This is a genomic window from Saccharothrix sp. BKS2 (genome assembly GCF_047689505.1).
Classification (GTDB): Bacteria; Actinomycetota; Actinomycetes; order Mycobacteriales; family Pseudonocardiaceae; genus Actinosynnema; species Actinosynnema lopnurensis.
Window position 1 is genome coordinate 263861 of sequence record NZ_JAUQOL010000008.1, and the last position, 23342, is coordinate 287202.

At 74.2% G+C, this 23342-nt stretch carries 18 protein-coding genes and 1 pseudogene; 5 read left to right on the forward strand and 14 right to left on the reverse strand.

The annotated features are described in order from the left end of the window. Positions 1–15: 15 nt before the first annotated feature. The 4 genes and pseudogenes from Q5530_RS19120 to murG all read right to left on the reverse strand — a co-directional run bounded on the left by Q5530_RS19120 (position 16) and on the right by murG (position 3985). Positions 16–525, reverse strand: coding sequence for a DinB family protein (locus Q5530_RS19120; protein WP_415363979.1), 510 nt, complete (start codon positions 523–525; stop codon positions 16–18). A gap of 82 nt (positions 526–607) precedes the next feature. Further along, positions 608–1342, reverse strand: coding sequence for a cell division protein FtsQ/DivIB (locus Q5530_RS19125; protein ID WP_380638726.1), 735 nt, complete (start codon positions 1340–1342; stop codon positions 608–610). Next, positions 1339–2856, reverse strand: a pseudogene (locus Q5530_RS19130) (UDP-N-acetylmuramate--L-alanine ligase); the annotation flags it as partial. The pseudogene Q5530_RS19130 and the gene Q5530_RS19125, both read right to left, overlap by 4 nt. A gap of 58 nt (positions 2857–2914) precedes the next feature. Then, a complete protein-coding gene (gene murG / locus Q5530_RS19135; protein ID WP_415363981.1) occupies positions 2915–3985 on the reverse strand; it encodes an undecaprenyldiphospho-muramoylpentapeptide beta-N-acetylglucosaminyltransferase in 1071 nt (356 codons plus the stop codon). Between the two features lie 155 nt (positions 3986–4140). Between murG and Q5530_RS19140 the strand changes: the two genes are divergently transcribed. Together Q5530_RS19140 and Q5530_RS19145 are read left to right on the forward strand one after the other, a co-directional pair. Then, entirely contained in the window at positions 4141–4731 is a 591-nt protein-coding gene (locus Q5530_RS19140; protein ID WP_380638729.1) for an RNA polymerase sigma factor, read from the forward strand. Next, positions 4728–5264, forward strand: a complete 537-nt coding sequence (locus Q5530_RS19145; RefSeq protein ID WP_415363983.1) for a hypothetical protein — start codon at positions 4728–4730, stop codon at positions 5262–5264. Before Q5530_RS19140 ends, Q5530_RS19145 begins: the two co-directional genes overlap by 4 nt. A gap of 319 nt (positions 5265–5583) precedes the next feature. On the opposite strand, the gene Q5530_RS19150 is transcribed toward Q5530_RS19145, so the two are convergent. The 10 genes from Q5530_RS19150 to mraZ all read right to left on the reverse strand — a co-directional run bounded on the left by Q5530_RS19150 (position 5584) and on the right by mraZ (position 18002). Further along, entirely contained in the window at positions 5584–6195 is a 612-nt protein-coding gene (locus Q5530_RS19150; RefSeq protein WP_415363984.1) for a hypothetical protein, read from the reverse strand. A 368-nt stretch (positions 6196–6563) separates the two neighbouring features. Next, positions 6564–8009, reverse strand: a complete 1446-nt coding sequence (ftsW, locus tag Q5530_RS19155; protein ID WP_415363986.1) for a putative lipid II flippase FtsW — start codon at positions 8007–8009, stop codon at positions 6564–6566. A gap of 80 nt (positions 8010–8089) precedes the next feature. Next, positions 8090–9460: a UDP-N-acetylmuramoyl-L-alanine--D-glutamate ligase gene (gene murD, locus Q5530_RS19160; protein WP_415363988.1), complete on the reverse strand. Its 1371-nt coding sequence runs from the start codon at positions 9458–9460 to the stop codon at positions 8090–8092. A 4-nt stretch (positions 9461–9464) separates the two neighbouring features. Continuing rightward, positions 9465–10553 (reverse strand): phospho-N-acetylmuramoyl-pentapeptide-transferase, encoded by a 1089-nt coding sequence (mraY, locus tag Q5530_RS19165; protein WP_415363989.1) that lies wholly within the window; start codon positions 10551–10553, stop codon positions 9465–9467. Beyond that, the gene (locus tag Q5530_RS19170) at positions 10550–12010 is read right to left on the reverse strand and encodes a UDP-N-acetylmuramoyl-tripeptide--D-alanyl-D-alanine ligase (RefSeq protein WP_415363990.1); all 1461 of its coding nucleotides are present in this window, start codon (positions 12008–12010) and stop codon (positions 10550–10552) included. The genes mraY and Q5530_RS19170 overlap by 4 nt, the downstream gene beginning before the upstream one ends. Continuing rightward, entirely contained in the window at positions 12007–13536 is a 1530-nt protein-coding gene (locus Q5530_RS19175) for a UDP-N-acetylmuramoyl-L-alanyl-D-glutamate--2,6-diaminopimelate ligase (RefSeq protein WP_415363991.1), read from the reverse strand. The genes Q5530_RS19170 and Q5530_RS19175 overlap by 4 nt, the downstream gene beginning before the upstream one ends. Positions 13537–13825: 289 nt before the next feature. Further along, a complete protein-coding gene (locus Q5530_RS19180; protein WP_415363993.1) occupies positions 13826–15718 on the reverse strand; it encodes a peptidoglycan D,D-transpeptidase FtsI family protein in 1893 nt (630 codons plus the stop codon). Next, positions 15718–16419 carry a hypothetical protein gene (locus Q5530_RS19185; RefSeq protein ID WP_415363995.1) on the reverse strand — a complete coding sequence of 234 codons (702 nt, stop codon included), beginning with the start codon at positions 16417–16419 and terminating at the stop codon, positions 15718–15720. The genes Q5530_RS19180 and Q5530_RS19185 overlap by 1 nt, the downstream gene beginning before the upstream one ends. After that, complete coding sequence (gene rsmH, locus Q5530_RS19190; protein ID WP_415363996.1) at positions 16416–17408, reverse strand: 16S rRNA (cytosine(1402)-N(4))-methyltransferase RsmH; 993 nt, start codon at positions 17406–17408, stop codon at positions 16416–16418. The genes Q5530_RS19185 and rsmH overlap by 4 nt, the downstream gene beginning before the upstream one ends. Positions 17409–17570: 162 nt before the next feature. Then, positions 17571–18002, reverse strand: coding sequence for a division/cell wall cluster transcriptional repressor MraZ (mraZ, locus tag Q5530_RS19195; protein ID WP_380638742.1), 432 nt, complete (start codon positions 18000–18002; stop codon positions 17571–17573). Positions 18003–18476: 474 nt separating this feature from the next. Between mraZ and Q5530_RS19200 the strand changes: the two genes are divergently transcribed. The 3 genes from Q5530_RS19200 to Q5530_RS19210 are packed head-to-tail and all read left to right on the forward strand — an operon-like array spanning position 18477 to position 23333. Further along, positions 18477–19625: an AAA family ATPase gene (locus Q5530_RS19200; protein ID WP_415363999.1), complete on the forward strand. Its 1149-nt coding sequence runs from the start codon at positions 18477–18479 to the stop codon at positions 19623–19625. Position 19626: 1 nt separating this feature from the next. Next, the gene (locus Q5530_RS19205; RefSeq protein ID WP_415364000.1) at positions 19627–20892 is read left to right on the forward strand and encodes a DUF58 domain-containing protein; all 1266 of its coding nucleotides are present in this window, start codon (positions 19627–19629) and stop codon (positions 20890–20892) included. Positions 20893–20894: 2 nt separating this feature from the next. Continuing rightward, positions 20895–23333, forward strand: coding sequence for a transglutaminase TgpA family protein (locus Q5530_RS19210; RefSeq protein WP_415364001.1), 2439 nt, complete (start codon positions 20895–20897; stop codon positions 23331–23333). The last annotated feature ends 9 nt before the right edge of the window (positions 23334–23342 follow it).

Below are 23342 nucleotides of genomic sequence, written 5' to 3' on the forward strand. Positions count from 1 at the left end.
GACCGGGTGAGCGGTCTACTCCCCCGTTGCCCCGTCGAGCAGTTCCCGGACCGCGTCCAGGTGCCCCGCGTGCCGACCCGTTTCCTCGATCATGTGGATCAGCACCCAGCGCGCGGAAAGCCGACCCCCGCGGAACGCCACCTCGTGGTCGAGGTCGAGCCCCGCGGCGACCTCCCGGCTCGCCGCACATTCCGCAGCGTAGTCGGCGAGCAGACCGGAGATCGTCTCGCCCGGCTCGACGCGCCAATCCGCGTCCGGGTCCTCCAGCGTGTAAGGCGCCTCGCTCGGCTGTCCGGACAGCACCACGCGGAACCAGTGGTTCTCCACCCAGCGCAGGTGCTTGACCACCCCCGCGGCGGTGGTGAGCTGCGACGGGAGCACCGGGCGCCGCGCCTGCTCGTCCGACAGGCCCGCGCACTTGAACTCGATCGTCCCGCGCAGGAAGTCCAGGAACGCGTTCAGCAGGGTCCGCTCGTCCCCCGTGAACGGCACCTCGACGCGGTCGTCCTCCGTCTTCCCCGTCACACCCGCAGTATCGACGCCCGCCGCGCCCGGCGTGGCGGAATCGACCGGGTGCGCCGGTGTGGCGGGGTTCACCACGGGCACGTCACGACACCGTCGGCAGCTGCGGGCTGGAGACGTCGAACACGGACCCGTCCCGGGTCAGCAGGACGTCCAGCACGGCGGCCTTGCGCGGCGTGTCGTCCGCGGAGCCCCAGCGGACCTCGCGGCCGGCGCTCAGGGTCAGCCGCACGCCCGAGGGCGAGTCGGCGGAGACCACCAGCACCTCGCTGCGCAGCGCCTCGGGCAGCTGCGTCACCACGCCCACGACGGCGGTCAGCGCGTCGCCGGACGCCTTCAGCTCGGGCAGCCCGGCGGGCGGCTGCGCCACGGTCGCGTAGTCCCGGCCGGTGGCGTCCACCAGGTGCGCGCCGTCGGGCCCGGTGACCACGCCGACCGGGTCGCGCTCGTCCACGGTGAGCCGCACCACGCCGGGCAGGACGCGCTCCACCCGCACGTCGGCCACGCGCGGCAGGGCGCGCACGCGCGCGGCCACCTCCCCGCCGTCCACCCGGGCCAGCGGGGTGCCGGGCCGGATCGCGGCGGCCTCGACGACCTGCGCGGACGTCATCTCCACCACCCCGCGCACCTGGACCTCGCGGACGCCGAGCGCGGGGGTGAACCACACCGTGCACACGGTGGCCGTGACGACCACCAGGACCAGCACCGCCACCAGCCTCCGGCGCAGCACCGTGCGCCGGGACGGGGGGCGGGCGGGGCCGCGGGACGGGCGCCGCCGCGGCGCGGGCCGCGGGCGGCGACGCGCCGTCTTCGTGCTCACCTTCCGTCCAGCTCCCCGATGATCTCCGGCCCGAGCACGGTCACGTCGCCCGCGCCCATGGTGACGACCACGTCGCCGTCCCCGACCAGGCCCGCGACCAGCGCGGGCACCCGGTCGAACGACGGCTCGTAGTGCACCTTGCCGGCCGCCAGCGGCACGCGCTCGGCGACCAGGCCGCCGGTGACGCCCGGCTGCGGGTCCTCGCGCGCGCCGTACACGTCGAGCACGACCACCTCGTCCGCCAGGGCGAGCGCGGCGCCGAACCCGTCGGCGAACAGGCGGGTCCGCGAGTACAGGTGCGGCTGGAACACCACGACCAGCCTGCCCTCGCCGGCCAGCGGGCGGGCGGCGGTGAGCTGGGCGGCCACCTCGGTGGGGTGGTGGGCGTAGTCGTCGTACACGCGCACGCCCGCGGCGCGGCCCTTGTACTCGAACCGCCGGCGCACCCCGCCGAACGCGGCCAGGCCCTCCAGCACGCCCTCCTGGTCGGCGCCCAGCTCCAGCGCGGCCAGCAGCGCCGCGACGGCGTTGCCGGCCATGTGCTCGCCGGGGACCGCGACCCGCACGTCGACGACCCGCACGTCCGGAGCGTCGGAGTCCTGGGCGTCGGAGTCCTGGGCGTCGGAGTCCTGGGCGTCAACGGCCCGGGTGTTCACGGCCTGGACACCGGCGGCCTGGACACCGGCGGCCGGGCCGCCGTCACCCCCGACGCCGGTCAGCTCCACCCGGACCAGGCCGCCGCCCTCCTCCGGCCGGTGGTCGACCAGGCGGGCCGAGCCCGGACCGTCCGCCGCGCGGCCGTAGGGGCGGACCCGGATGCCCAGCTTCGCGGCCCGCTCGGCCAGCGCCGACGCGCCCGGGTCGTCCACGCAGGCCACCAGCACGCCCCCCGGCTCGATCCGCTCCAGGAACGAGTCGAACGCGCCCACGTACGCCTCGAGGGTGCCGTGGTGGTCCAGGTGGTCGGCCTCCACGTTGGTCACCACCGCGACCGAGGGCGAGAAGAACAGGAACGAGCCGTCGCTCTCGTCGGCCTCGGCGACGAACACGCCGCCGGCGCCCTGGTGGGCGTTCGCGCCCGACTCGTTCAGGTCGCCGCCGATGGCGAACGACGGGTCCATCCGGCAGTGCTGGAGCGCCACGGTGAGCATCGACGTGGTGGACGTCTTGCCGTGCGTGCCGGCGACGCAGGCCACCCGGTGGCCCGCCATCAGCGCGGCCAGCGCCTCCGCCCGCCGCAGCACCGCCACCCCGCGCTCGCGCGCCGCGACCAGCTCCGGGTTGTCCTCCCGGATCGCGGTGGACACCACGACCGCGGTCGGCCCGCCGGGCAACTGGTCGAGGTGCGAGCCGTCGTGGCCGACCGCCACGGCCGCGCCCTGCGCCCGCAGCGCCAGCACCGTGCGCGAGTCCTTGGCGTCCGAACCGGACACCTGCGCCCCCCGCGCGAGCAGGATGCGGGCGATGCCGCTCATGCCCGCGCCCCCGATCCCGACCAGGTGCACCCGCTCCAACACGTCGCTCACCGCGTCCTCCCCCTCGCGCCCGAACGGCGACCGCCGACCGGATCCGTCACTTCCGGATCACCTCCAGCACGATGCGGGCCAGCACCTCGTCGGCCTCGCGGTGCCCGGTGCTCAACGTCGCCGCGGTCATCGCGGCCAGCCGGTTGCGGTCGGCGACCAGCGGCACCACGTTCGCCGCGACCCACTCCGGGGTCAGCTGCTCGTCGGGGACCAGCAGGCCGCCGCCCACCGACACCACGGGGCCGGCGTTGAGCGCCTGCTCGCCGTTGCCGTGCGGCAGCGGCACGAAGACCGCGGGCAGGCCGACCGCCGACACCTCGGCCACGGTCATCGCGCCCGACCGGCACAGCACCGCGTCCGCGGCGGCGTAGGCCAGGTCCATCCGCTCCAGGTAGGGCACCGGCACGTACGGCGGCGCGCCCGGCACCGACTGCACGGCCACGGTGTTCTTCGGGCCGTGCGCGTGCAGCACGCCGATCCCGGCCCGCGCGAACGCGGGCGCGGCGGCGGACACCGCGTTGTTGATCGACCGCGCGCCCTGGGAACCGCCGAACACCAGCAGCACCGGCGCGGTGGGGTGCAGGCCGAACTGGGCACGGGCCCGCTGCCGCAGCGCGGCCCGGTCCAGCGTGGTGATCGAGTGGCGCAGCGGGATGCCGATGATCTCGGCGTCGGTCAGGCCCGAGTCGGGCACGGCGGCCGCGACCCGCTCGGCGAACTTCGCGCCGACCTTGTTCGCCAGGCCGGCCTTGGCGTTGGCCTCGTGCACCACGATCGGCACCCGGCCGCGCGCGGCGAGGTAGGCGGGCAGGGCCACGTAGCCGCCGAAGCCGACGACCACGTCCGCGCGCACGCGCTCCAGCACGTCACGGGTCAGCTTCACCGCGCCGCGCACCCGCAGCGGCAGCTTGAGCAGGTCCGGTGACGGCTTGCGCGGCATCGGCACCGGCGGGATCAGCTCCAGCGGGTAGCCGCGGGCCGGTACGAGCCTGCTCTCCAGGCCACGCTCGGTGCCGAGCGCGACCACGCGCGCGTCGGGCCGCAGCCGCATCACCGCGTCGGCCAGGGCCAGGGCTGGCTCGATGTGCCCGGCGGTGCCGCCTCCGGCGACCACCACGCACGGACCGTTGGGGACAAGCCGATCGCCGGACAGGGGAACCTCCAGGGCTGCGGGATCTCGTCGGGATCTCGTCCACTCGACGCGCCGAGCCTAGCAACGGCACCATCCGGGACCGGGTGGAACCGCACCGCGCCGAGCGGACATGAGTGGACATGGACCCAGTCGAGCCCGTCGAGAACGACGAGGCGCTGTGGCGCCGGGCCGCCGCGGGCGACGCGGCGGGCATGGGCGCGCTGTTCCGGCGGCACGCGAACGCCGTCTACAACCACTGCTTCCGGCGCACCGGGAACTGGAGCACCGCCGAGGACCTGACCTCGGTGGTGTTCCTGGAGGCGTGGCGGCAGCGGAGCAGGTTGCGGCCGTCGGCCACCGGCTCGGTGCTGCCGTGGCTGCTGGGCATCGCGACCAACGTGGTGCGCAACCACGTGCGGGCGCTGGGGCGGTACGAGCGCGCGCTGGCCCGGCTGCCCCCGCTCGCGGACGAGGCGGACCCGGCCGACGTGGCCGCGCTCCGCGTGGACGCGGAGGTGGAGATGGCCTCGATCCTGCCCGCCTACCACCGGCTGCGCCGCGAGGAGCAGGACGTGCTGGCGCTGTGCGCGTGGTCGGGCCTGAGCTACGAGGACGCCTCGATCGCCCTGGCGGTCCCCGTCGGCACCGTCCGCTCCCGGCTCAACCGGGCCCGCCGGCACCTGCGCGAGCTGCTCGACCGGCCCGCCACCTTGGAAAAGGAGTTGCGATGACCGAGCCCTTCGACCAGATCCCCATGTCACCGCACCGGCTCGACGCCCGAGGCAGGCACCTGGTGGCCGAGGTCGCCGAGCGGTCCGCGACGGGTCGCCGCGCCGTCCGGTGGGCGGTGCCCGGAGCGGTGGTGCTGTGCGCGCTGACCGGCGGGGTGGCCGTGGCGGCCTACGTGGCGGCCCGGCCGGCCACCGTCCGCGAGCAGGTCCGCTGCTACACCGAGGCCGACGTCGGGGGGCACCGCGGCGACGCGGTGGGCGTCACCCTGGAGGGCCGGCCCGCCGACGTCGCCGACGAGGCGGTGTCCCTGTGCGCCGAGCTGTGGGGGTTGGGCGCGCTGACCACCGGCCCGGCCTCGGCCCAGGTGGCGCCGCAGGAGCACGACCCCAAGGCGGGTCCGCCCGTGGCCGAGCACGCGGTCCCCGCGCTGGTCGCCTGCGTGGTGTCGGACGGGGTGGCCGGGGTGTTCCCCGGCGGTCCCGACCTCTGCCGGCGGCTCGGCCTGCCGGAGCTGCGGGAACTCGACGGCTGACCGGTTCCGCGGCCACCCGGACCCGCACTCCCGGGACAATCGCGGAACCGGACGAAAAGCCCGGTGGCGGTCCGCCGACGCATTTCCAGCCGACCCGGCGTCGGATCGGCGGTGAAACAAAACTGTCGGATGTCGGAGTAATTCCACCGCACCGGTGAATCCTTTACCGAGGGCCCCGACCGATGAACTCCGGGCAACGAACCCCGGGCAATTCGGACGTGGACCGACCGGACGCGGGGTGGCCCCCGAGGGAAATTTCCCTCGGGGGCCACCCGGGATCATCGGATCGATCGGGACCGCTCGCGCGAAGTCCCGCCGGTCACGACCAGTAGATGCACTCGGTGCGGTCGTTGGCCACGCCGAGGTCGGCGGCGAAGGGCGCCCAGCCGTAGAGCGGCACGGTGCAGGCCGCGTCGTCGAACATCAGCTGGTAGCAGTTAGAGTACGACTGGAAGGAGCGGATGTTGTTGTTCCAGTTGATCCCGCCGCTGGGCACCAGGTTGGGCAGCGGCGCGACGAAGTACTCGGGCGGGTCGACCGGGTTGTCGCAGCCCACGTCGGGGCCGTTGACGGTCAGCGAGTGGCTGCCGTAGTTCGACAGGTAGTACTGGATGCCGAGCACGGCCAGCGCGCCGGGGCCGCCGCCGTTGATCCGGGCCGTCACACCGGGATCGGTGACGGCGGCGAGGACGTCGGCCGGCGCGTCGGCCACCCGGCCGCCCGTGGCGTGGGCGATCGACTCGGTGATGGTGGCGAAGCAGTCCACCGCCCTGGTCTTCACGGAGAGGGTGCAGTGCGTGCCCCCGGTCGCGGAGGCCGCGGACTTGCCCTCGGCGGCGGAGGCCGCCGGGGCGGACACCACCCAGGCCAGGGTCAGCACCAGCCCGGCGAAGGCGGCCGTGATCTTCTTTCTTCGACTTGTCGTCTGCATGATTTCGCACTCCTGCGCATGTGGCGGAAAGAATTGGGGAGAACAGAGCAAGAAGAGCTTCCACTGCTCCGCCCACAACAGTCGGAACAGCACCGGAACACCGGCTGAATGGCCCCCGACCCCAACTTCCGGCGCGACAAGTATCAATGGCTTTTGCAGAATTCCGAAATAGTCCGATCAGGTCGAAGAATTACCGTCCGATTCACTCCAACGACACGGAACCCGCAGCGGACGTGGGATGATCGGACAGCCGTGCGCACCGAGCCGCCGCAGCGCGCACGGCAAAACCCGATGACTGCGGAAATGCATTCCGACGAATGCGCGGCGGCCCCCGCCGAAAGTCGGATCCAGCGCCCGTCGCGGCGGCGTCAGCGCCCGTCGCGGCGGCGCGACCGCACGTCCCGGTCCTGACCGGCCTTGCGGGACTCGCGCCGGCGGTACTCCGACGGCGGAGCGTGCCGGCCGGCCATCCGCCTCTCGTCCACCGGCGGCGGCGCGGCCTTGCGCCCGCGGGGCGGCGTGGAGGGCCGGGACGGGCGTCGGCGGGGCGGCGGCTTGTACGCCTCGGGCGCGGGCAGCTTCAGCACCCCGCCGACCCGGCCGGGACCGAGCGAGCGCAGCGCGGCCACCGCTTCCGGCTCGTGGCGGGCGCAGCTGGCCAGGATGGCGAACACGACCATGGTGGTGACCACCGACGTGCCGCCGGAGGAGATCATCGGCAGCGTGATGCCGGTGACCGGGAGCAGCTGCACCACGTACCCGATGTTGATCGCGGCCTGCGCGACCAGCCACACGGTCAGCGTCGCGGACACCATGCGGATCCACGGGTCGGTGTTGCGCGCGGCGATCCGCAGCCCCACCACGGCGAGCAGGCCGAACAGCCCGAGCACCAGCAGGCAGCCGATGAAGCCCAGCTCCTCGCCGATGACCGCGAAGATGAAGTCGCTGTGCACGTTGGGCAGGTAGCGCCACTTGGAGCTGCCGTTGGTCAGGCCCTTGCCGAAGAACCCGCCCTCGGCCAGCGCGTACAGCGCCTGGAGCGCCTGGAGGCCGCCGCCGGTCGGGTCGTCCTCCGGGTTGAGGAACGACTGGAGGCGGTCCAGCCGGTAGGCGGCGGTGATCGCCAGCACCACCGCGCCGCTGACCGCGGCGATGACCAGGACGCCGAACAGCCGCATCGGCGCGCCCACGAACCAGAGCAGGCTCATCAGCACCACGCCTAGGGTGATCGTGCCGGTGAGGTCGGGTTGCAGCATCACCAGCGCGAACAGCAGCAGCGCCACCGGCACCACCGGCACCAGCAGGTGCCGGTACTGGTTGAGCAGGGCCCGCTTGGTGACCAGCACGTGCGCGCCCCACAGCGCCAGCGCGAGCTTGGCGGGCTCGATCGGCTGGAGCGAGACGGGCCCGACCTTGAACCAGGACTGGGTGCCGTTGATGGACGTGCCCAGCGGCGTGAGCACCAGGCCGAGCAGGACGACGCTGACGAGCATGGCCATGGTGCTGCCGTGCCGGACGGTGCGCAGCGGGATGCGCAGCACCACCAGGAAGATCACCGCGCCCACGCCCACGTACAGCAGCTGCTTCTTGAACACGCTGAACGCCGACTCGCCCACCGCCACCGCGTCGGGCGCGGACGCCGACAGGACCATGATCAGGCCGATCGCGGTCAACATGCCGAAGATCGCGAGCAGCAGGTGGAAGTCCGCGAGCGGGCGGCCGAGCCACGCGGTCAACGACGTGCGCACCGCCACCGCACGACCCGCCCGCCGTGGCCTACCCGCACGGGCGGGCCGCTGTTCCACCGCAGTCATGACCCCATCGTCTCCCGGACCACACCGGGGAAGCCGCTGATTCGCGGCGTGTCGCCCAAGGCGACCACGATCACGGCCGGCTAGGGCCCGCTGCGCGGGGGCCCGGCCAGCTCCCGCACCGCCTCGGCGAACGCGTGACCCCGGTGGGCGTAGTCGGTGAACATGTCCATCGACGCCGCCGCCGGCGCGAGCAGCACCACGTCACCGGGCCGCGACATGGACCTGGCCGCCCGCACCGCGTCCTCCATGGTCGCGTCGTCGAGCACGGCCAGCGGCACGGACGGCGCGCGGCGGTGCAGCGCCTCGGCGATCACCTCGCGGTCGGCGCCGATGAGCACCGCGCCGTGCAACCGGTGGGACTGGTTCCGCACCAGCTCCTCCACCGAGGCCCCCTTGAGCAGCCCGCCGGCGATCCACACGACGCTGTCGTGGGCCCGCAGCGACGCCTCCGCCGCGTGTGGGTTGGTGGCCTTGGAGTCGTTGACGTAGACGACCCCGCCGACCTCCGCCACCAGCTCCGCGCGGTGGGCGCCGGGCCGGAAGCCGCGCAGGCCGGCGGCCACCGCCTCGACCGGCACGCCGTGGGCCCGCGCCAGCGCGGCGGCGGCCAGCGCGTCGGCCACCCCGGGCGGGCCGGCGGGGCGGACCTCGCCGACGCCGAGCAGCACCGCGCCCGGTCCGAACGCCCGGTCCACCAGCTGCCCGTCGAGCACGCCGAGCTGGCCCTCCGCCGGCTCACCGAGGGTGAACCCGACGCGGGTGCGGGCGGGCGCGCGGGACAGCAGGCGGGACACCACCGGGTCGTCCGCGTTGCCCACCGCGACCTCACCGGTGAGGACGCCCGCCTTGGCGGCGGCGTACTCCTCGAAGCCGCCGTGCCAGTCCAGGTGGTCCTCCGCCAGGTTGAGCAGCACGCCGGCGAACGGCCGCACGGACGGCGACCAGTGCAGCTGGAAGCTCGACAGCTCGACCGCCAGCACCCGGTGGCCCGCCAGCAGCGCGTCCACCACGGGCAGGCCGACGTTGCCGCACGCCACGGCGTCGATGCCGGCCGCGTGCAGCACCGACTCCAGCATCCCGACCGTGGTCGTCTTGCCGTTGGTGCCGGTCACCGCGAGCCACGCGGGCGGGTCGGCCAGCTCCAGGCCCATCCGCCAGGCCAGCTCGACCTCGCCGATCACCTCGACGCCCGCCTCGGCCGCCGCCGTGAACAGCGGGCCGCCGGGTCGCCAGCCGGGGCTGGTCACCACCAGGTCGACGCCGGCGGGCGGCGCGTCCAGGCCCGGCACCAGGGCGACCCCGGGCGTCAGCTGCCCCAGCGCGTCGAGGCGGTCGGCGGACGCGTCGGTCACCGTGACCGAGGCCCCCGCCGCCAGCAGCGCCTCCACCACGGACCGACCGGTGACACCGGCGCCGGCGACCAGGACGTCGCGGCCGGCCAGGAAACCCATGCGCTCAGCTCCCGACCGCGGTCAGCCACTCGCTGTAGAACAGGCCCAGGCCGAGCATGCAGCACATGCCCGCGAGCAGCCAGAACCGGATGATCACCGTGGTTTCCGCCCACCCGGCGAGTTCGAAGTGGTGGTGGAACGGCGCCATGCGGAACAACCGCCGTCGCGACGTGCGGAACACCGCGACCTGGAGCACCACCGACAGCGCCTCCACCACGAACAGGCCGCCGATGACGACCATCAGCAGCTCGGTGCGGGTGGTGATGGACAGGCCGGCCACCAGGCCGCCCAGCGCCAGCGAGCCCGTGTCGCCCATGAAGATCTTGGCGGGCGCGGCGTTCCACCACAGGAAGCCGATGCAGCCCGCCATCGCGGCGGCGGCGACCAGCGCGAGGTCCAGCGGGTCGCGCACGTCGTAGCAGCCGGCCACGAGCAGGTTGGAGCAGTTGTAGCGGAACTGCCAGAAGCTGATCACCACGTAGGTGCCCAGCACCATGGCCGACGTGCCGCCCGCCAGGCCGTCGAGGCCGTCGGTCAGGTTGACCGCGTTGGACCAGGCGCTGATCGCGGCGTAGCAGAACACCACGAAGCCGACGATGCCGAACGACACCACGGTGATGTCGCGCACGAACGAGAGGTTCACCGAGGCGGGCGTGATCCCGTCCCGGTTCGGGAACTGGATGACCAGCACGGCGAAGATGATCGTGGCGATGAACTGGCCGACGAGCTTCGCGGTCTTGTTCAGGCCCAGGTTGCGCTGCTTGCGGATCTTGATGAAGTCGTCGAGGAAGCCGACGACGCCCAGCGAGGTGGTCAGCATCAGCACCAGCAGGCCGGACGCGCTGGGCGTCTGGTCCTGCGCGGACGCCGACATCGAGTTGACCAGGTGCGCGCCGAGGTAGCCGGCCCACATCGCGATCAGGATCGCGACGCCACCCATGGTCGGCGTGCCGCGCTTGGTCTTGTGGTGCTGCGGGCCCTCCTCGCGGATCTCCTGCCCGAAGCCCTGCCGCGAGAAGATCTTGATCAGGTACGGCGTCAGCATGATCGACGTGATCAGGGCGATGGCCGCCGCGATCAGGATGCTCTTCACTTGCTGACCGCCTCCAGGAGGGCCTCGGCAACCCGCCACAGGCCGTATGAGTTGGATGCCTTCACGAGCACGACGTCACCCGGTCGCACCTCGTCGCGCAGCAGCTCCGCGGCCGCCGCCACGTCCGGCACCAGAATCGCTTCTTCTCCCCATGATCCTTCCAGGTGCGCGCCCTGGCGCATCGCGCGGGCGTCCTCGCCGACGACGACCAGCTTGTTGATGTCCAGGCGGACCACGAGCCTGCCGATCTCGTCGTGCGCGCGGACGTGGTCCGCGCCGAGCTCCGCCATCGGACCCAGCACCGCCCAGCTGCGGCGGGCCGGTGAGGTGGCGCGGGAGATGGTGGCCAGCGCCTTGAGCGCCGCGCGCACCGACTCCGGGTTGGCGTTGTACGCGTCGTTGACGACCGTCACGCCGTCGGGGCGTTCGGAGACCTCCATGCGGTGCGCGGAGACGCGCTCGGCACGGCCGAGGGCTTCGGCGACCTGCTGCGGGCCGGCGCCGAGCTCCAGCGCGATCGCGGCGGCGGTGAGCGCGTTGCCGACCTGGTGCGGGCCGTGCAGGGCGAGCCGGACGGGGGCCTCGCCCCGGGGCGTGACCAGCGTGAACGAGGCGCGGGCCTGCTCGTCCAGGGTGACGTCGGCGGCGCGGACCGCGGCCCGGGGGCTCTCCCCGACCAGGACGACCCGGGCCCTGGTGCGCGAGGCCATGCCGGCCACCAGCGGGTCGTCGGCGTTCAGCACGGCCACGCCGTCCTCGGGCAGGGCCTCGACCAGCTCGCCCTTGGCCTGCGCGATGCCCTCGCGGGAGCCGAACTCCCCGAGGTGGGCGCTGCCGACGTTGAGCACCGCGCCGACGCGCGGCGGGGCGACCTCGCACAGCCCGGCGATGTGGCCGCGGCCGCGCGCGCTCAGCTCCAGCACCAGGAACCGGGTGTCCGGGGTGGCGCGCAGCGCGGTCCACGGGTGCCCGAGCTCGTTGTTGAACGACCCGGGCGGCGCGATGGTCTCGCCCAGCGGGGTCAGCACCTGCGCGATGAGGTCCTTGGTGGAGGTCTTGCCGGACGAGCCGGTCACGCCGACCACGGTCAGGTCGGGCAGCCGGTCGACGACGTGGCGGGCGAGCCTGGCCAGCGCGGCGAGCACCGCCGCGCCCGCGCCGTCGGCGTCGCCCGCGAGCACGAGCGCGTGGCCGTCGCTCCCGGTGACCGGCGGCGCGATGACGGCGGGCGCGTCGACCGGGCGGGCCGCGAGCACGCCGGCCGCACCCGCCGCGACGGCGCGCGCGGCGAAGTCGTGGCCGTCGACGCGCTCGCCCGGCAGGGCCAGGAACAGCCCGCCCGGGGTCACCTTCCGCGTGTCGAACTCGACGGAGCCGGTCACGACCTCGTCGCCGGTGGCGTTGTGCAGCGTGCCGCCGACGACCTCGGCGATCTCGGCCAGGCTGAGCTGGATCACTTGGTGGTCTCCCGGATCGCGGTGGTCAGCGCTTCGACGTCGGAGAAGGGGTGGACCACCCCGGCGACCTCCTGGCCGGTCTCGTGGCCCTTGCCCGCGACCACGACGACGTCGCCGGCGCGCGCGAGGGACACGGCGTGCTCCACGGCGCCGCGGCGGTCGCCGATCTCGACGACCTCGCCGCGCTCGGCGTCGGGCACGGCGAGCGCCCCGCGCAGCACGGCGGCCCGGATCTCCGCCGGGTCCTCGCCGCGCGGGTTGTCGTCGGTCACGACGAGCACGTCGCTGCGCCGGGCCGCCTCCTCGCCCATCAGGGGCCGCTTGGCGGCGTCGCGGTCGCCACCGCACCCGAGCACGGTGATGACGCGGCCGGCGGTGCGGGCGCGCACGGCCTGGAGGGCGAGCGCGACGGCGGCGGGCTTGTGGGAGTAGTCGACCACGGCGGTGAAGTCCTGGCCCTCGTCCACGCGCTGCATCCGGCCCGGCACCTGGACGTCCCGCAGGCCCCGCCGGACGGCGTCGAGGGGCACGCCCTTGGCGTACAGGCAGGCGATGGCCAGCAGCGCGTTGGCCACGTTGAAGTCGCCGGGCAGCCGCAGCTCGACGTCGAGGGTCGCGCCGCCGGGGCCGTGCGCGGTGAACGACTGCTCGCCGGTGGGGGTGACGGCGACGTCCGAGGCGGTCCAGTGGGCGTCGCGGGTGGTGGCCACCGTGACGGTGTGCTCCTTGACCAGCCGGGGCGCCCACTCCCCGTCCACGCAGACGACCTCGACCCGCGCCCGGCCGTCGAACAGCCGGGCCTTGGTCTGGAAGTAGTCCTCCATGTCCGGGTGGAAGTCCAGGTGGTCCTGGGAGAGGTTGGTGAACGCGCCGACCGCGAACCCGACGCCGCCGACGCGGCCGAGGCCGAGCGCGTGGCTGGAGACCTCCATGGTCACGTCGGTGGTGCCGCGCTCGTGCATGACGGCCAGCAGCGCCTGGAGGTCCGGCGCCTCGGGCGTGGTGAGCGCGCTGTCGAGCCGGTCGGCGCCGATGCGGGTCTCGACCGTGCCGATGAGGCCGGTGGCCCGCCCGGCGGCCCGCAGCGCCGACTCGATCATGTAGGTGGTGGTGGTCTTGCCGGACGTGCCCGTGACGCCCCAGACGTCGAGCCGGGCGGACGGGTCGCCGTAGACGCGGGAGGCCAGCGCGCCGAGCACGGCGCGCGGGTCGGGGTGCACCAGCACCGGCAGCCCGCTCACCCTCCCCGCGCCGGCCGCGTCGGTCAGGACCGCGACCGCACCGCCCGCCGCTGCTCGGTCGGCGAAGTCGGCGCCGTGGGCCCGGGTGCCGGGCAGGGCGGCGAACAGGTCGCCCGCGCGCACGTGCTGGGCGCGCAGCGTCACACCGGTGACCTGGACGTGGGCCTGGTCCGGTGCGGTCAGGTGGGCGTCGACGGCGGCGGCGAGCTCCGCCACGGCTACGGGCTGGGTGCGGGAAGGGCGAGGCGGGGCGGTCGCGACCTTGCCCTGGAGCTTGGCAGGCACGCGCGGAAGGCTACCGGCGCACGCAGAGTGGTCGTGCGGCACGTCCACTCCGGACCCGCTCCCGACCTCCCGCACCCCACCGAACCGCGCGAGTCGAACACCCGGGACCACCGTGTCGAACGCTCAGGACGGGTGAGTTCTGCGTTCAGGTCCGGCGGACGGGGTCCGCGACGAACCCGGGTGTTGAACTCGGGGGTCCCGAGCGTTCGACACGATGGTCCTGAGTGTTCGACACGGTGGTTCCGAGTGTTCGACACGGTCGGTCTGAGTGTTCGACTCGCGCGGGGGGTCAGAGGATCAGGGGGACTACCGGGGTCTGCTCCGCCGACATCGGCACCTGGTAGCGCTGCGCCAGGTAGGAGGCGATGTCGTGGAACAGCGGCGCGGCCGACTGCTGGCCCCTGGTCGGCCGGTCCAGCATGATGCCGACCACGAACCGCGGGTTGTCGGCGGGGAAGATGCCCGCGAACGTCACCCAGTAGTCGCTGTAGGAGTAGCACCGGCAGGTGGGGTCGACCTGCTGCGCGGTCCCGGTCTTGCCGCTGACCTGGTAGCCGGGCAGCGCCGCCGACGGGCCGGTCCCGGTCTGCTGCGGCGTGTCCTCCTGGACCACCGCCCGGAACATGTCGCGCACGGTCTTCGCCGTCTGCGGCGAGACCACCTGCACGCCCTCCGGCCTCGGCGTCTCCTTGCGCGTGCCGTCCGCCGACACCTCGGCCCGGATGATCCGCGGCGGGATGCGCACGCCGTCGTTGGCGATCGCCTGGTACATGCCGGTCATCTGGAGCAGCGTCAGGTTCAGGCCCTGGCCGATCGGCAGGTTGCCGAACGTCGAGCCGGACCACTGGTTGCGCGGCGGCACGTAGCCGGCCTCCTCGCCGGGCAGGCCCGACCCGGTCCGCTGGCCCAGGCCGAACTTGCGCAGCATCTCGGCGAACCGGTCCTGGCCGACCTGCTGGGCGGTCATCAGCGTGCCCACGTTGGAGGACTTGGCGAACACGCCGGTGAACGTCATGTCCTGGAGCTCGTGGTCCACCGCGTCCTTGATCACCCGGTCCGCGACCTTGATCTGGCCGTCGACCTGGAGCACGCTGTCCGGCTGGTAGACGCCGTCCTCGATGGCCGCCGCCGCGGTGACCACCTTGTTCACCGAGCCCGGCTCGAACACCGACGAGACCGCGGTGTTGCGCAGCTCCGCGTCGGTGGCCCGGCCGAAGTCGGCGGGGTCGAACGTCTTGTCGTTGGCCATCGCCAGGACCTCGCCGGTCCGGATGTCCAGCACCGTCGCGGACCCGGTGCGCGAGGCCGTCTCCCGGGTGTAGTCGGTGACGAGCCGCTGCAACGCGTACTGCGTGTCCACGTCGAGCGTGAGCTCCAGGCTCTTGCCCGGGGTGGCGGCCGCCAGCTCGCGCGAGCGGTCGGGGCCCGGGATCACCACGTCGTCGTTGCCCTGCATGGTGTCGACGACGCGCCGCCCGTTGCTGCCCGCCAGCAGGTTGTCCTGCGAGTTCTCCAGGCCGATCAGGCCGTGGGTGGCGGGCGGCTCCTCGTTCTTGCGCCAGTTCGCCGCGCCGATGATGTTCGACGCCAGCTCGCCGTTGGGGTACACGCGCACCGCCCGGTACTCCGAGCCGATGTCGAGGTACTTGTCCGTGATCAGCGCCGCCTTGGCCGGGTCGACGTTGTCGACCAGCTCGACGTAGGTGGTGTCCAGGGACAGCTTGGCGAACATCGTGTCGCGGTCGGTCTTCTGGCCGTTGACCTGCGTGCCCAGGGCCTTCTCGATGTCCTCGGCGATGGTCGCGATGCGCTGCTCGAAGCTGCCGATCCTGGGCGTCTTCTCCAGCGCCTTGCCCCACTCGACGCGCATCCGGCGCGGCACGGCGTACAGGGCGCGGGCCTCGACGCTGAACGCGAGCTGGTTGCCGTTGCGGTCCAGGATCGACCCGCGCTCGGCGGGGATGTCGATGGGCGTGGCGCGCTGCTGCTCGGCCTGCGCGGACAGCGCGTCGGCCTGGAAGCCCTGCACGTGCACCAGCTTCAGGCCCGCCGCGACCAGCGCGCCGATCAGCAGGAACCGGCCCACCGCGAGCCGCACCCGGCTGTTGCCCCGCCGCTTGGGCGCGGAGCCGCGCACCGACAGCGGGCGCCGCACGGGTCTGTCCCGACTCGGACCCGGCATCAACGACCTCCCGCTACCGGCTGTTCGGCGGGCGGTGGCCCGCCCTGCTGCTGTCGCCCCTGGTCGGGCGGGGTCTGCTGCCCCTCGCCGGCGGGGGGCGTGGCCGTCGTGGTGGGCGCGGACGGCGTGGTGGTCGGCGTGCCCGGGGGTGCCGTGGACGCCGCCGTGGCAGGCGTGGTGGACGGCGCCGTGGACCGGGTGGTGGGCGGTGGCGGCGGCTCGACCGCGGACGGCGTGCCGTGCACCTCCACCGTCCCGTCCGCCAGCCGGCGCAGCCGGGCCGGGTCGCCCGCCGGGACCAGCCCCAGCTCCGCCGCGGTGGCGGCCAGCTCCAGCGGCGACTCCGCCAGGGCCACCTCCCGGCGCAGCTGCTCGACCTGCCTGGCCAGCCCCGTCTCCTCGGCCCGCGCGTCCTGGAGCCGGTAGGAGTCCGCGGTCGCCTGCGTGGACAGCCACATGATCGCCGTGATGCCCAGGCCGAGCACGACCATCACCATCACCACGAACGGGGCCTTGGGCGCGGGCGCGGACTGCCGCGTCACCGCGCGACCGCGCCGGGGCGAGGAGCGCTGCGCCCGCCGCGCGTAGGCCCGCTCGACGGCCGCCGAGCGGCGGCGCTCGGCCGGCACCGCGCGCAACGCGCGCTCGCGCGGCTTGGCTGGGTACGGCGACGAGCCGCCGGTCCGTGCCGGTGCGCTCACGTCGCCTCCCGGATCCGTTCCGCCGCCCGCAGCCGGACCGGGGCGGCCCTCGGGTTGTCCTCGATCTCCTGCTCCGTGGCCTGCTCCGCGCCGCGCGTCACCAGCCGCAGCTGCGGCGTGTGGCCGGGCAGTTCGACGGGCAGGTCCAGGGGGGTGGTGGAGGTGGCCAGCTCCGCGAACGCGCGCTTGACCATCCGGTCCTCCAGGGACTGGTAGGACTCCACGACGATCCGCCCGCCCACGGCCAGCACCGACAGCGCCGCGGGCAGCGCGAGCCGCAGCGACTCCAGCTCCTCGTTGACCTCGATGCGCAGCGCCTGGAACGTCCGCTTGGCCGGGTGGCCGCCGGTGCGGCGGGTCGCCGCGGGCACGGCCGCGTAGAGCAGCTCGACCAGCCGGCCGCTGGTGGTGAACGGCTCCTTGGCGCGCTCCCGCACCACGGCCGCGGCGATCTTGCGGGCGAACCGCTCCTCGCCGTAGTCGCGCAGGACCCTGGTCAGGTCGTCGGCGGAGTAGGTGTTGAGCACGTCGGCCGCGGTCGGCCCGGCGCCGGCGCTCATCCGCATGTCCAGCGGGGCGTCCCTGGAGTAGGCGAAGCCGCGCTCCTCCGCGTCGAGCTGGAGCGAGGACACGCCGAGGTCCATCAGGATCCCGTCGACCCGCTTGCCCTCGACCGCCTCGGCGATGCCGTCGTAGGTGGTCTGCACGAGCGTGACCCGGTCGCCGAACGGCGCCAGCCGCTCCCGGGCCAGCGCGATGGCCTGCGGGTCCCGGTCGAGGCCGACGAGCCGCACCCGCGGGTGGGCGCGCAGCACCGCCTCGGAGTGCCCGCCCAGGCCGAGCGTGCAATCCACGAACAACGCGTCCCGATCGGCCAGCGCGGGGGCCAGCAGGCCGAGGACCCGGTCGAGCAGCACCGGCACGTGCCGCGCCCGCTCCACCACGAACCCTCCCTGGATGACTCCCCCTCCTCGCGTTGCGCCCTGCATGTCGTCGCCGTCCCGGGCGCGGTCGCGCCCGGGACGAAAAATTCGGGTGCAGTCAGGTCCCCGCCCGCCCGTCGAACCTGGCGCCGGGGAAGGTGCGCCAGGGCCGAAAGCCGAGCGGACCGAGGCCAAACGGCACCCGAAACCTCGAACGACCAGCCGATGTCAGAACAGGCCGGGGAACACCTCCTCGCGCGTTTCCGCGTACCGCTGCTCGTGCTCGTCCATGTACCGCTGCCAGGCCAGGGAGTCCCAGATCTCCAGCCGGTTGATCGCGCCGATGACCACGCACTCCTTGGTCAGCCCCGCGTACCGGCGCAGCTCCGGGGCGATCAGCACCCGGCCCTGGCCGTCCGGCCGCTGCTCGTCGGTGCCCGCGAACAGGTAGCGCTGGTAGGCGCGGACCGCCTCGTTGGTGAACGGCGCCTCCGCCACCTTGCGCGCCATCTGCTCGAACTCGGCCCGGGGGAACACGTACAGGCAGTGGTCCTGGCCCTTGGTGACCATCAGACCCCCCGCTAGCGCATCCCGGTACTTGGCAGGCAGCGTCAGCCGGCCCTTGTCGTCCAGCCTCGGGTGGTGCGTGCCCAGGAACACGGCGCCCACCTCCCGGTGCCGGGACCGATCGTCCGAACCGGCGGTGGAGCCCCCGTCTGCCCCACCGGCCGCCACAGTACCCCACTTTTCACCACAGTCAACGCTGAACCGGGTGGTTGATCGACGTGTAGCGGGACGTTTCCGCTGGTAGAGCGAAGATGGCGCCGGTGGAGGGCGGTGGGGGAAGTGGGCGGCCACCACCTCGCCGAGTGAGGCGATCCGTCCCGAAATACACCCGAACGGCCCAGGGAAACCGGGCAAAATCGGTCCGACCCCGGCCCGGGTGGGGAATCGTGGCGAAACGGGGTGGCGCACCGGGCGCACCCCGGTCGCGCCCCGCGCCCGTGGCACCCGAGTGCACGAAACTGTTCAATCGGTGTGGGGCGCTTCGCCCTGGTTTGACACACTGCGTGAAACGCTCACCGCCACCGCGAACCGGTCGCGGTAGGGCCGCGCCCTGCTCCAGGAGGTCGAGTGACTCCGAGTACCCAGCCAGGCACCCTGCCGGAACACTCCTACGGGGGTGGCGGGGGACCGGCGGCGAACAACCACGTGCCCGGGGCGGCGCACCAGGGGCTCGGCCAACAGGGGCAGGTCCAGCAGGGGCAGCAGGTCCGGCCGGACGAGGTGCTCGCCGAGCTGCACGCGGTGGTCGGGCGGATCGCCGCCAACGTGGAGAAGGTCATCGTCGGCAAGCCCGAGGTGGTGCGGGTCGCGCTGGTCACCCTGCTGGCCGAGGGCCACCTGCTGGTCGAGGACGTGCCGGGCGTCGGCAAGACCTCGCTGGCCAAGGCCCTGGCCCGGTCGATCGACTGCACGGTCAGCCGCATCCAGTTCACCCCCGACCTGCTGCCCAGCGACATCACCGGTGTGTCGATCTACAACCGGCAGGACAACGACTTCGAGTTCCGCCCCGGCCCGGTGTTCGCGAACATCGTGGTGGGCGACGAGATCAACCGCGCCTCGCCGAAGACCCAGTCGGCGCTGCTGGAGTGCATGGAGGAGCACCAGGTCACGGTCGACGGGCAGACCTACCCGCTCGGCGCGCCGTTCATGGTGATCGCCACCCAGAACCCGATCGAGATGGAGGGCACCTACGCCCTCCCCGAGGCGCAGCGCGACCGGTTCACCGCGCGGGTGTCCATCGGCTACCCGGACCCGCAGGCCGAGATGGCGATGGTGGACGAGCACGCGGGCCACGACCCGATGGCCGACCTGCGCCCGGTGTCCGACGCCGACCAGGTGCTCAAGCTGGTGCACGCGGTGCGGCGGGTGCACCTGTCCCCCGAGGTCCGCCGGTACGCGGTGGAGCTGGTCGGGGCCACCCGGCGGCTGCCGGAGCTGCGGCTGGGCGCCTCGCCGCGCTCGACGCTCCAGCTGGTGCGGTCCGCGCGGGCGCAGGCGGCGCTGGCCGGGCGCGACTTCGTGGTGCCCGACGACGTCCACGCGGTGGCCGTGCCGGTGCTCGCGCACCGCCTGGTGCCGACGGCGGAGGCGCAGGCGGCCCGCCGGTCGCCCGCCGACCTGGTGCGCAACCTGCTCCAGCGGGTGCCGGTGCCGCAGGCGGGCCCGGACCAGGGCGGCCAGTTCGCGCACGGCGCCAACCCGAACCACCACCGCTGACATGCGGGGCACCCTGTCCGGGCTGACGACCAGGGGCCGGTGCCTGCTCGCGGCCGGTTTCGCGGCGGGCCTGTGCGCGATCGTGCTCAACGAGCGCGACCTGCTGCGCGTGGCGGCGTTCGTGGTGGTGCTGCCGGTGCTGGCGGCGTGGCTGGCGCAGCGGGCCCGGGTGGGGCTGCACGCGAACCGGCTGCTGCACCCGGGCCGGGTCCAGGTGGGGTCGGCCGCGGACGTGCGGGTCGAGCTGCGCAGCGCGGGCCGGCTGCCGACCGGCGGCCTGCTGCTGGAGGACGCGGTGCCGTACGCGCTGGGCGCGCGCCCCCGGTTCGTGGTGGAGCGGCTGCCGCGCAACACCGTGACCGTGCTGCGCTACCAGCTCAAGCCGGTCATGCGCGGCGTCCAGCAGGTCGGGCCGCTGCTGGCTCGCATCACCGACCCGTTCGGGCTGGCCGAGTTCGACCGGGAGATGGCCGGCCGCAGCAGGCTGGTGGTGGTGCCGCGGGTGCTGCCGCTGACCGGGCTGCCCGGCGGCTCCGGCATGGGCTCCGGCGACGACGGCTCGATCCGGCTGCGCGCCGGGCAGGGCGAGGACGACGCGGTGGTGCGCCCGTACCGGCACGGCGACGACCTGCGGAAGGTGCACTGGCGCTCGACCGCGCGGCGCGACGAGCTGATGGTGCGCGTCGAGGAGCGGCCGTGGCGCGGCGGCACGACCGTGCTGCTGGACCACCGGGTGGTCGCGCACCGCGGCGGCGGGCCCGGCGCGAGCCTGGAGTGGGCGGTCTCGTTCGCCGCGTCGATCTCGCTGCACCTGCACCGGTACGGCCACCAGGTGCGCCTGGTCGGCGACGACGGCCGGGTGCTGGTGGGCGGTCCGGGCGGGTCCGGGTACAGCGACGCGGTGGTGCTCGACGCGCTGGCCGCGCTCCAGCCCTCGCACCACCGCGAGCCGGCGGCGGGCGTGGACCCGGGCGCGGGCCAGGAGGTCATCGCGATCCTCGGCGGCTGCACGCCCGCGGCGGTGGACTCGCTGGCGCGCCACCGGCCGCGCGGGGTGCGCAGCCTGGCGGTGCTGATGGACGTGGCGGCGTGGGCGTCCCCCTCGGACGACCCCGCGCCGGACCCCGACGACGCGGTGCGGCTGCTCGCCGCCGCCGGGTGGGGGGTGGTGGTGGCTCGGCCGAACACGCCGATGCGCCAGGTCTGGCAGGAGCTGTGCCACAGCGCGGGCAACCGCGGCCCGGTGGTGCGCACGGAGGTGGGGTGACCATGACCGGCAGGACCGCGGACGGCAGGTGGGCGGTGGGCGCGACGCCCGCGGTCGCGGGGTTGGCGACCCTGTGCGCGGCGACCGCGCTGTCGAGCGTGATCGGCGGCGCGCTGTGGCCGGTGTACCTGGCCGTGGCGATCGCCGTGGTCGCCGGCACGGGCGTGCTGCTGCGCGCGTCCCGGCGGCTGCCCCCGGTGGTGGTGAGCCTCGGGCAGGTGCTGGCCCTGCTGTGCCTGCTGGTGACGATCTTCACGCGCAGCGGCGTGCTGGTGTTCCTGCCCGGCCCGCAGTCGCTGAACGACCTGCTCGACGTGCTCGGCCAGGCGATGGCCGAGGTGCAGACCGGTGTGCCGCCGGTGCCCGACAGCCCGGCCATGCGGTGCCTGGTCATGGTGGCGATCGGGCTGGTGGCGGTCCTGGTCGACGGGCTGGCGGTGGGCGCGGCGGCGCCCGCGGCGTCCGGCCTGGTGCTGCTGTGCGTGTTCGCGGTGCCCGCGTCGCTGGCCGACGAGATGCTGCCGCTGTGGACGTTCGCGTTCGGCGCGGGCGCGTTCGCGATGCTGCTGGCCGTGGACGGGCAGCACCGCCACGAGGCGTGGCGGGGCAGGCTGCCCAACGGCGGTCGGCAGGGCTCCGGACCGGCGGCGGCCGCCGTGGCCGGGCTGTCCGTGGTGATCGCCCTGGTGGTGGGCGGCAGCCTGACGCTGGTCGGCACGGTCGGGCGGCTGCCCGGCACGGGCGACGAGATCGGCGGCGGCTCCGGCGGGCTGGGCATCGACCCGATGACCGAGCTGCGCGGGATGCTCAACCAGGGCTCGACGCGGGAGATGTTCCGGGTGCGGGGCCTGCCCAGCTCGGCCTACCTGCGGGCGATGACGCTGCGCGAGTACGTGCCGGACAAGGGCTGGCAGCTGGGCGGCAACATGCCCGAGGGCGTGTCGGCGCAGGGCGAGCTGCCCCCGCAGCCGGGCGACCCCGGTGACGGCCGGGTGACCTCGGTCCAGGTCGAGCCGGTGAACTGGGTGGACAACTGGCTGCCGGTGTACGGCCGGCCGCGCTCGATCGGGCAGGTCGAGGACAACTGGCGCTACGACCCGGCGCGCGGCATGGTCTACAGCGTCCGGGCGCGCAAGTCGGGCCAGTACACGCTGGAGACGGTGCTGGAGTCGCCGGGCGCGGACACGCTGCGCCGCGCGTCGGGCGTGCCGGACGTCGACCCGGCCTACCAGGACGCGCCCGGGGTGAGCGAGCGGGTGGCCGAGCTGGCGCGGGACGTCGTGGCGAGCGAGGACAACCAGTTCGACCGGGCGACCGCCCTGTACCGGCACTTCACCGACGGCACGCAGGGGTTCACCTACACGACCGAGACCGGTGGCGACAACCGGCCGGACGCGCTGGAGGACTTCCTGTTCAACGGCAAGCGCGGGTACTGCGAGCAGTACGCCTCGGCGATGGCGATCATGGCGCGGTCGGTCGGGATGCCCGCGCGGGTGGCGCTCGGCTTCACCGCCGGGTTCCCCACCGACGACTTCCAGACCATCACCACGCAGGACGCGCACGCGTGGGTGGAGATCTACTTCGCCGGCTACGGCTGGATGACGTTCGACCCGACCCCGCTGTCGGACGGCCGGGGCGTGACCCCGCCGTACATCTCCGGACTGGACGCCGACGACGAGGAGGACGGGTCCAGCGCCACCGCGGCCACGACCACGACCACCGCGCCGACCTCGGGTTCGTCCACCTCGGAGTCGACCGCGCCGGACGCGCCGGCCCAGGGCGGGACGACGGAGACCGGGGAGTCGGTGCCCACCTGGCACCTGGTGGCGCTCGCGGTGGCGGCGCTGCTGGCGGCGCTGCTGACCTGGCTGGCGATCGCGAGCGGCAGGCCCGGCGGACCCGCGTGGCTGCGCCTGCCCAGGCTGCGGCCGGCGGCCCTCGCGGCGGCGGCCGCGGCGTGGGTGGTGACGTTGGCGCTGGTGGCGGCGCTGCTGTGGTGGGAGCTGGCGATCGCGCTGGTCCTGCTGGCGGCCGCGGCGGCGCCCGCGGGGGTGCGGGAGTGGCGGCGGCGGGCGCGGCTGCGGGCGGTGGCCGGGCTGGGTCCGGACGCCGCCGGCGCGGCCTGGCGGGAGCTGGTGGCCGAGTCGGTGGACCGGGGGACGCGGGTGCCGAACACCGAGACGGTGCGCGTGGCCGCGCGGCGGTTGGTGAAGGCGCACAACCTGGACGAGCAGGGGCGGGACGGGCTGCGCGCGGTGGTCGGGGCGGTGGAGCGGTCCTGGTACAGCACGCGGACGGGGGCGGACCCCTCGCTGCCGCAGGCGGTCGACGAGGTGCGGGCGAGCCTGAACCGCAACGCGCCGCTGGCGCTGAAGGCCAGGGTGCTGCCCCGGTCGGTGCTGCACCCGAAGCCGCCGACCAGCCCGGACTCGGACGAGTGAGATTGAGGT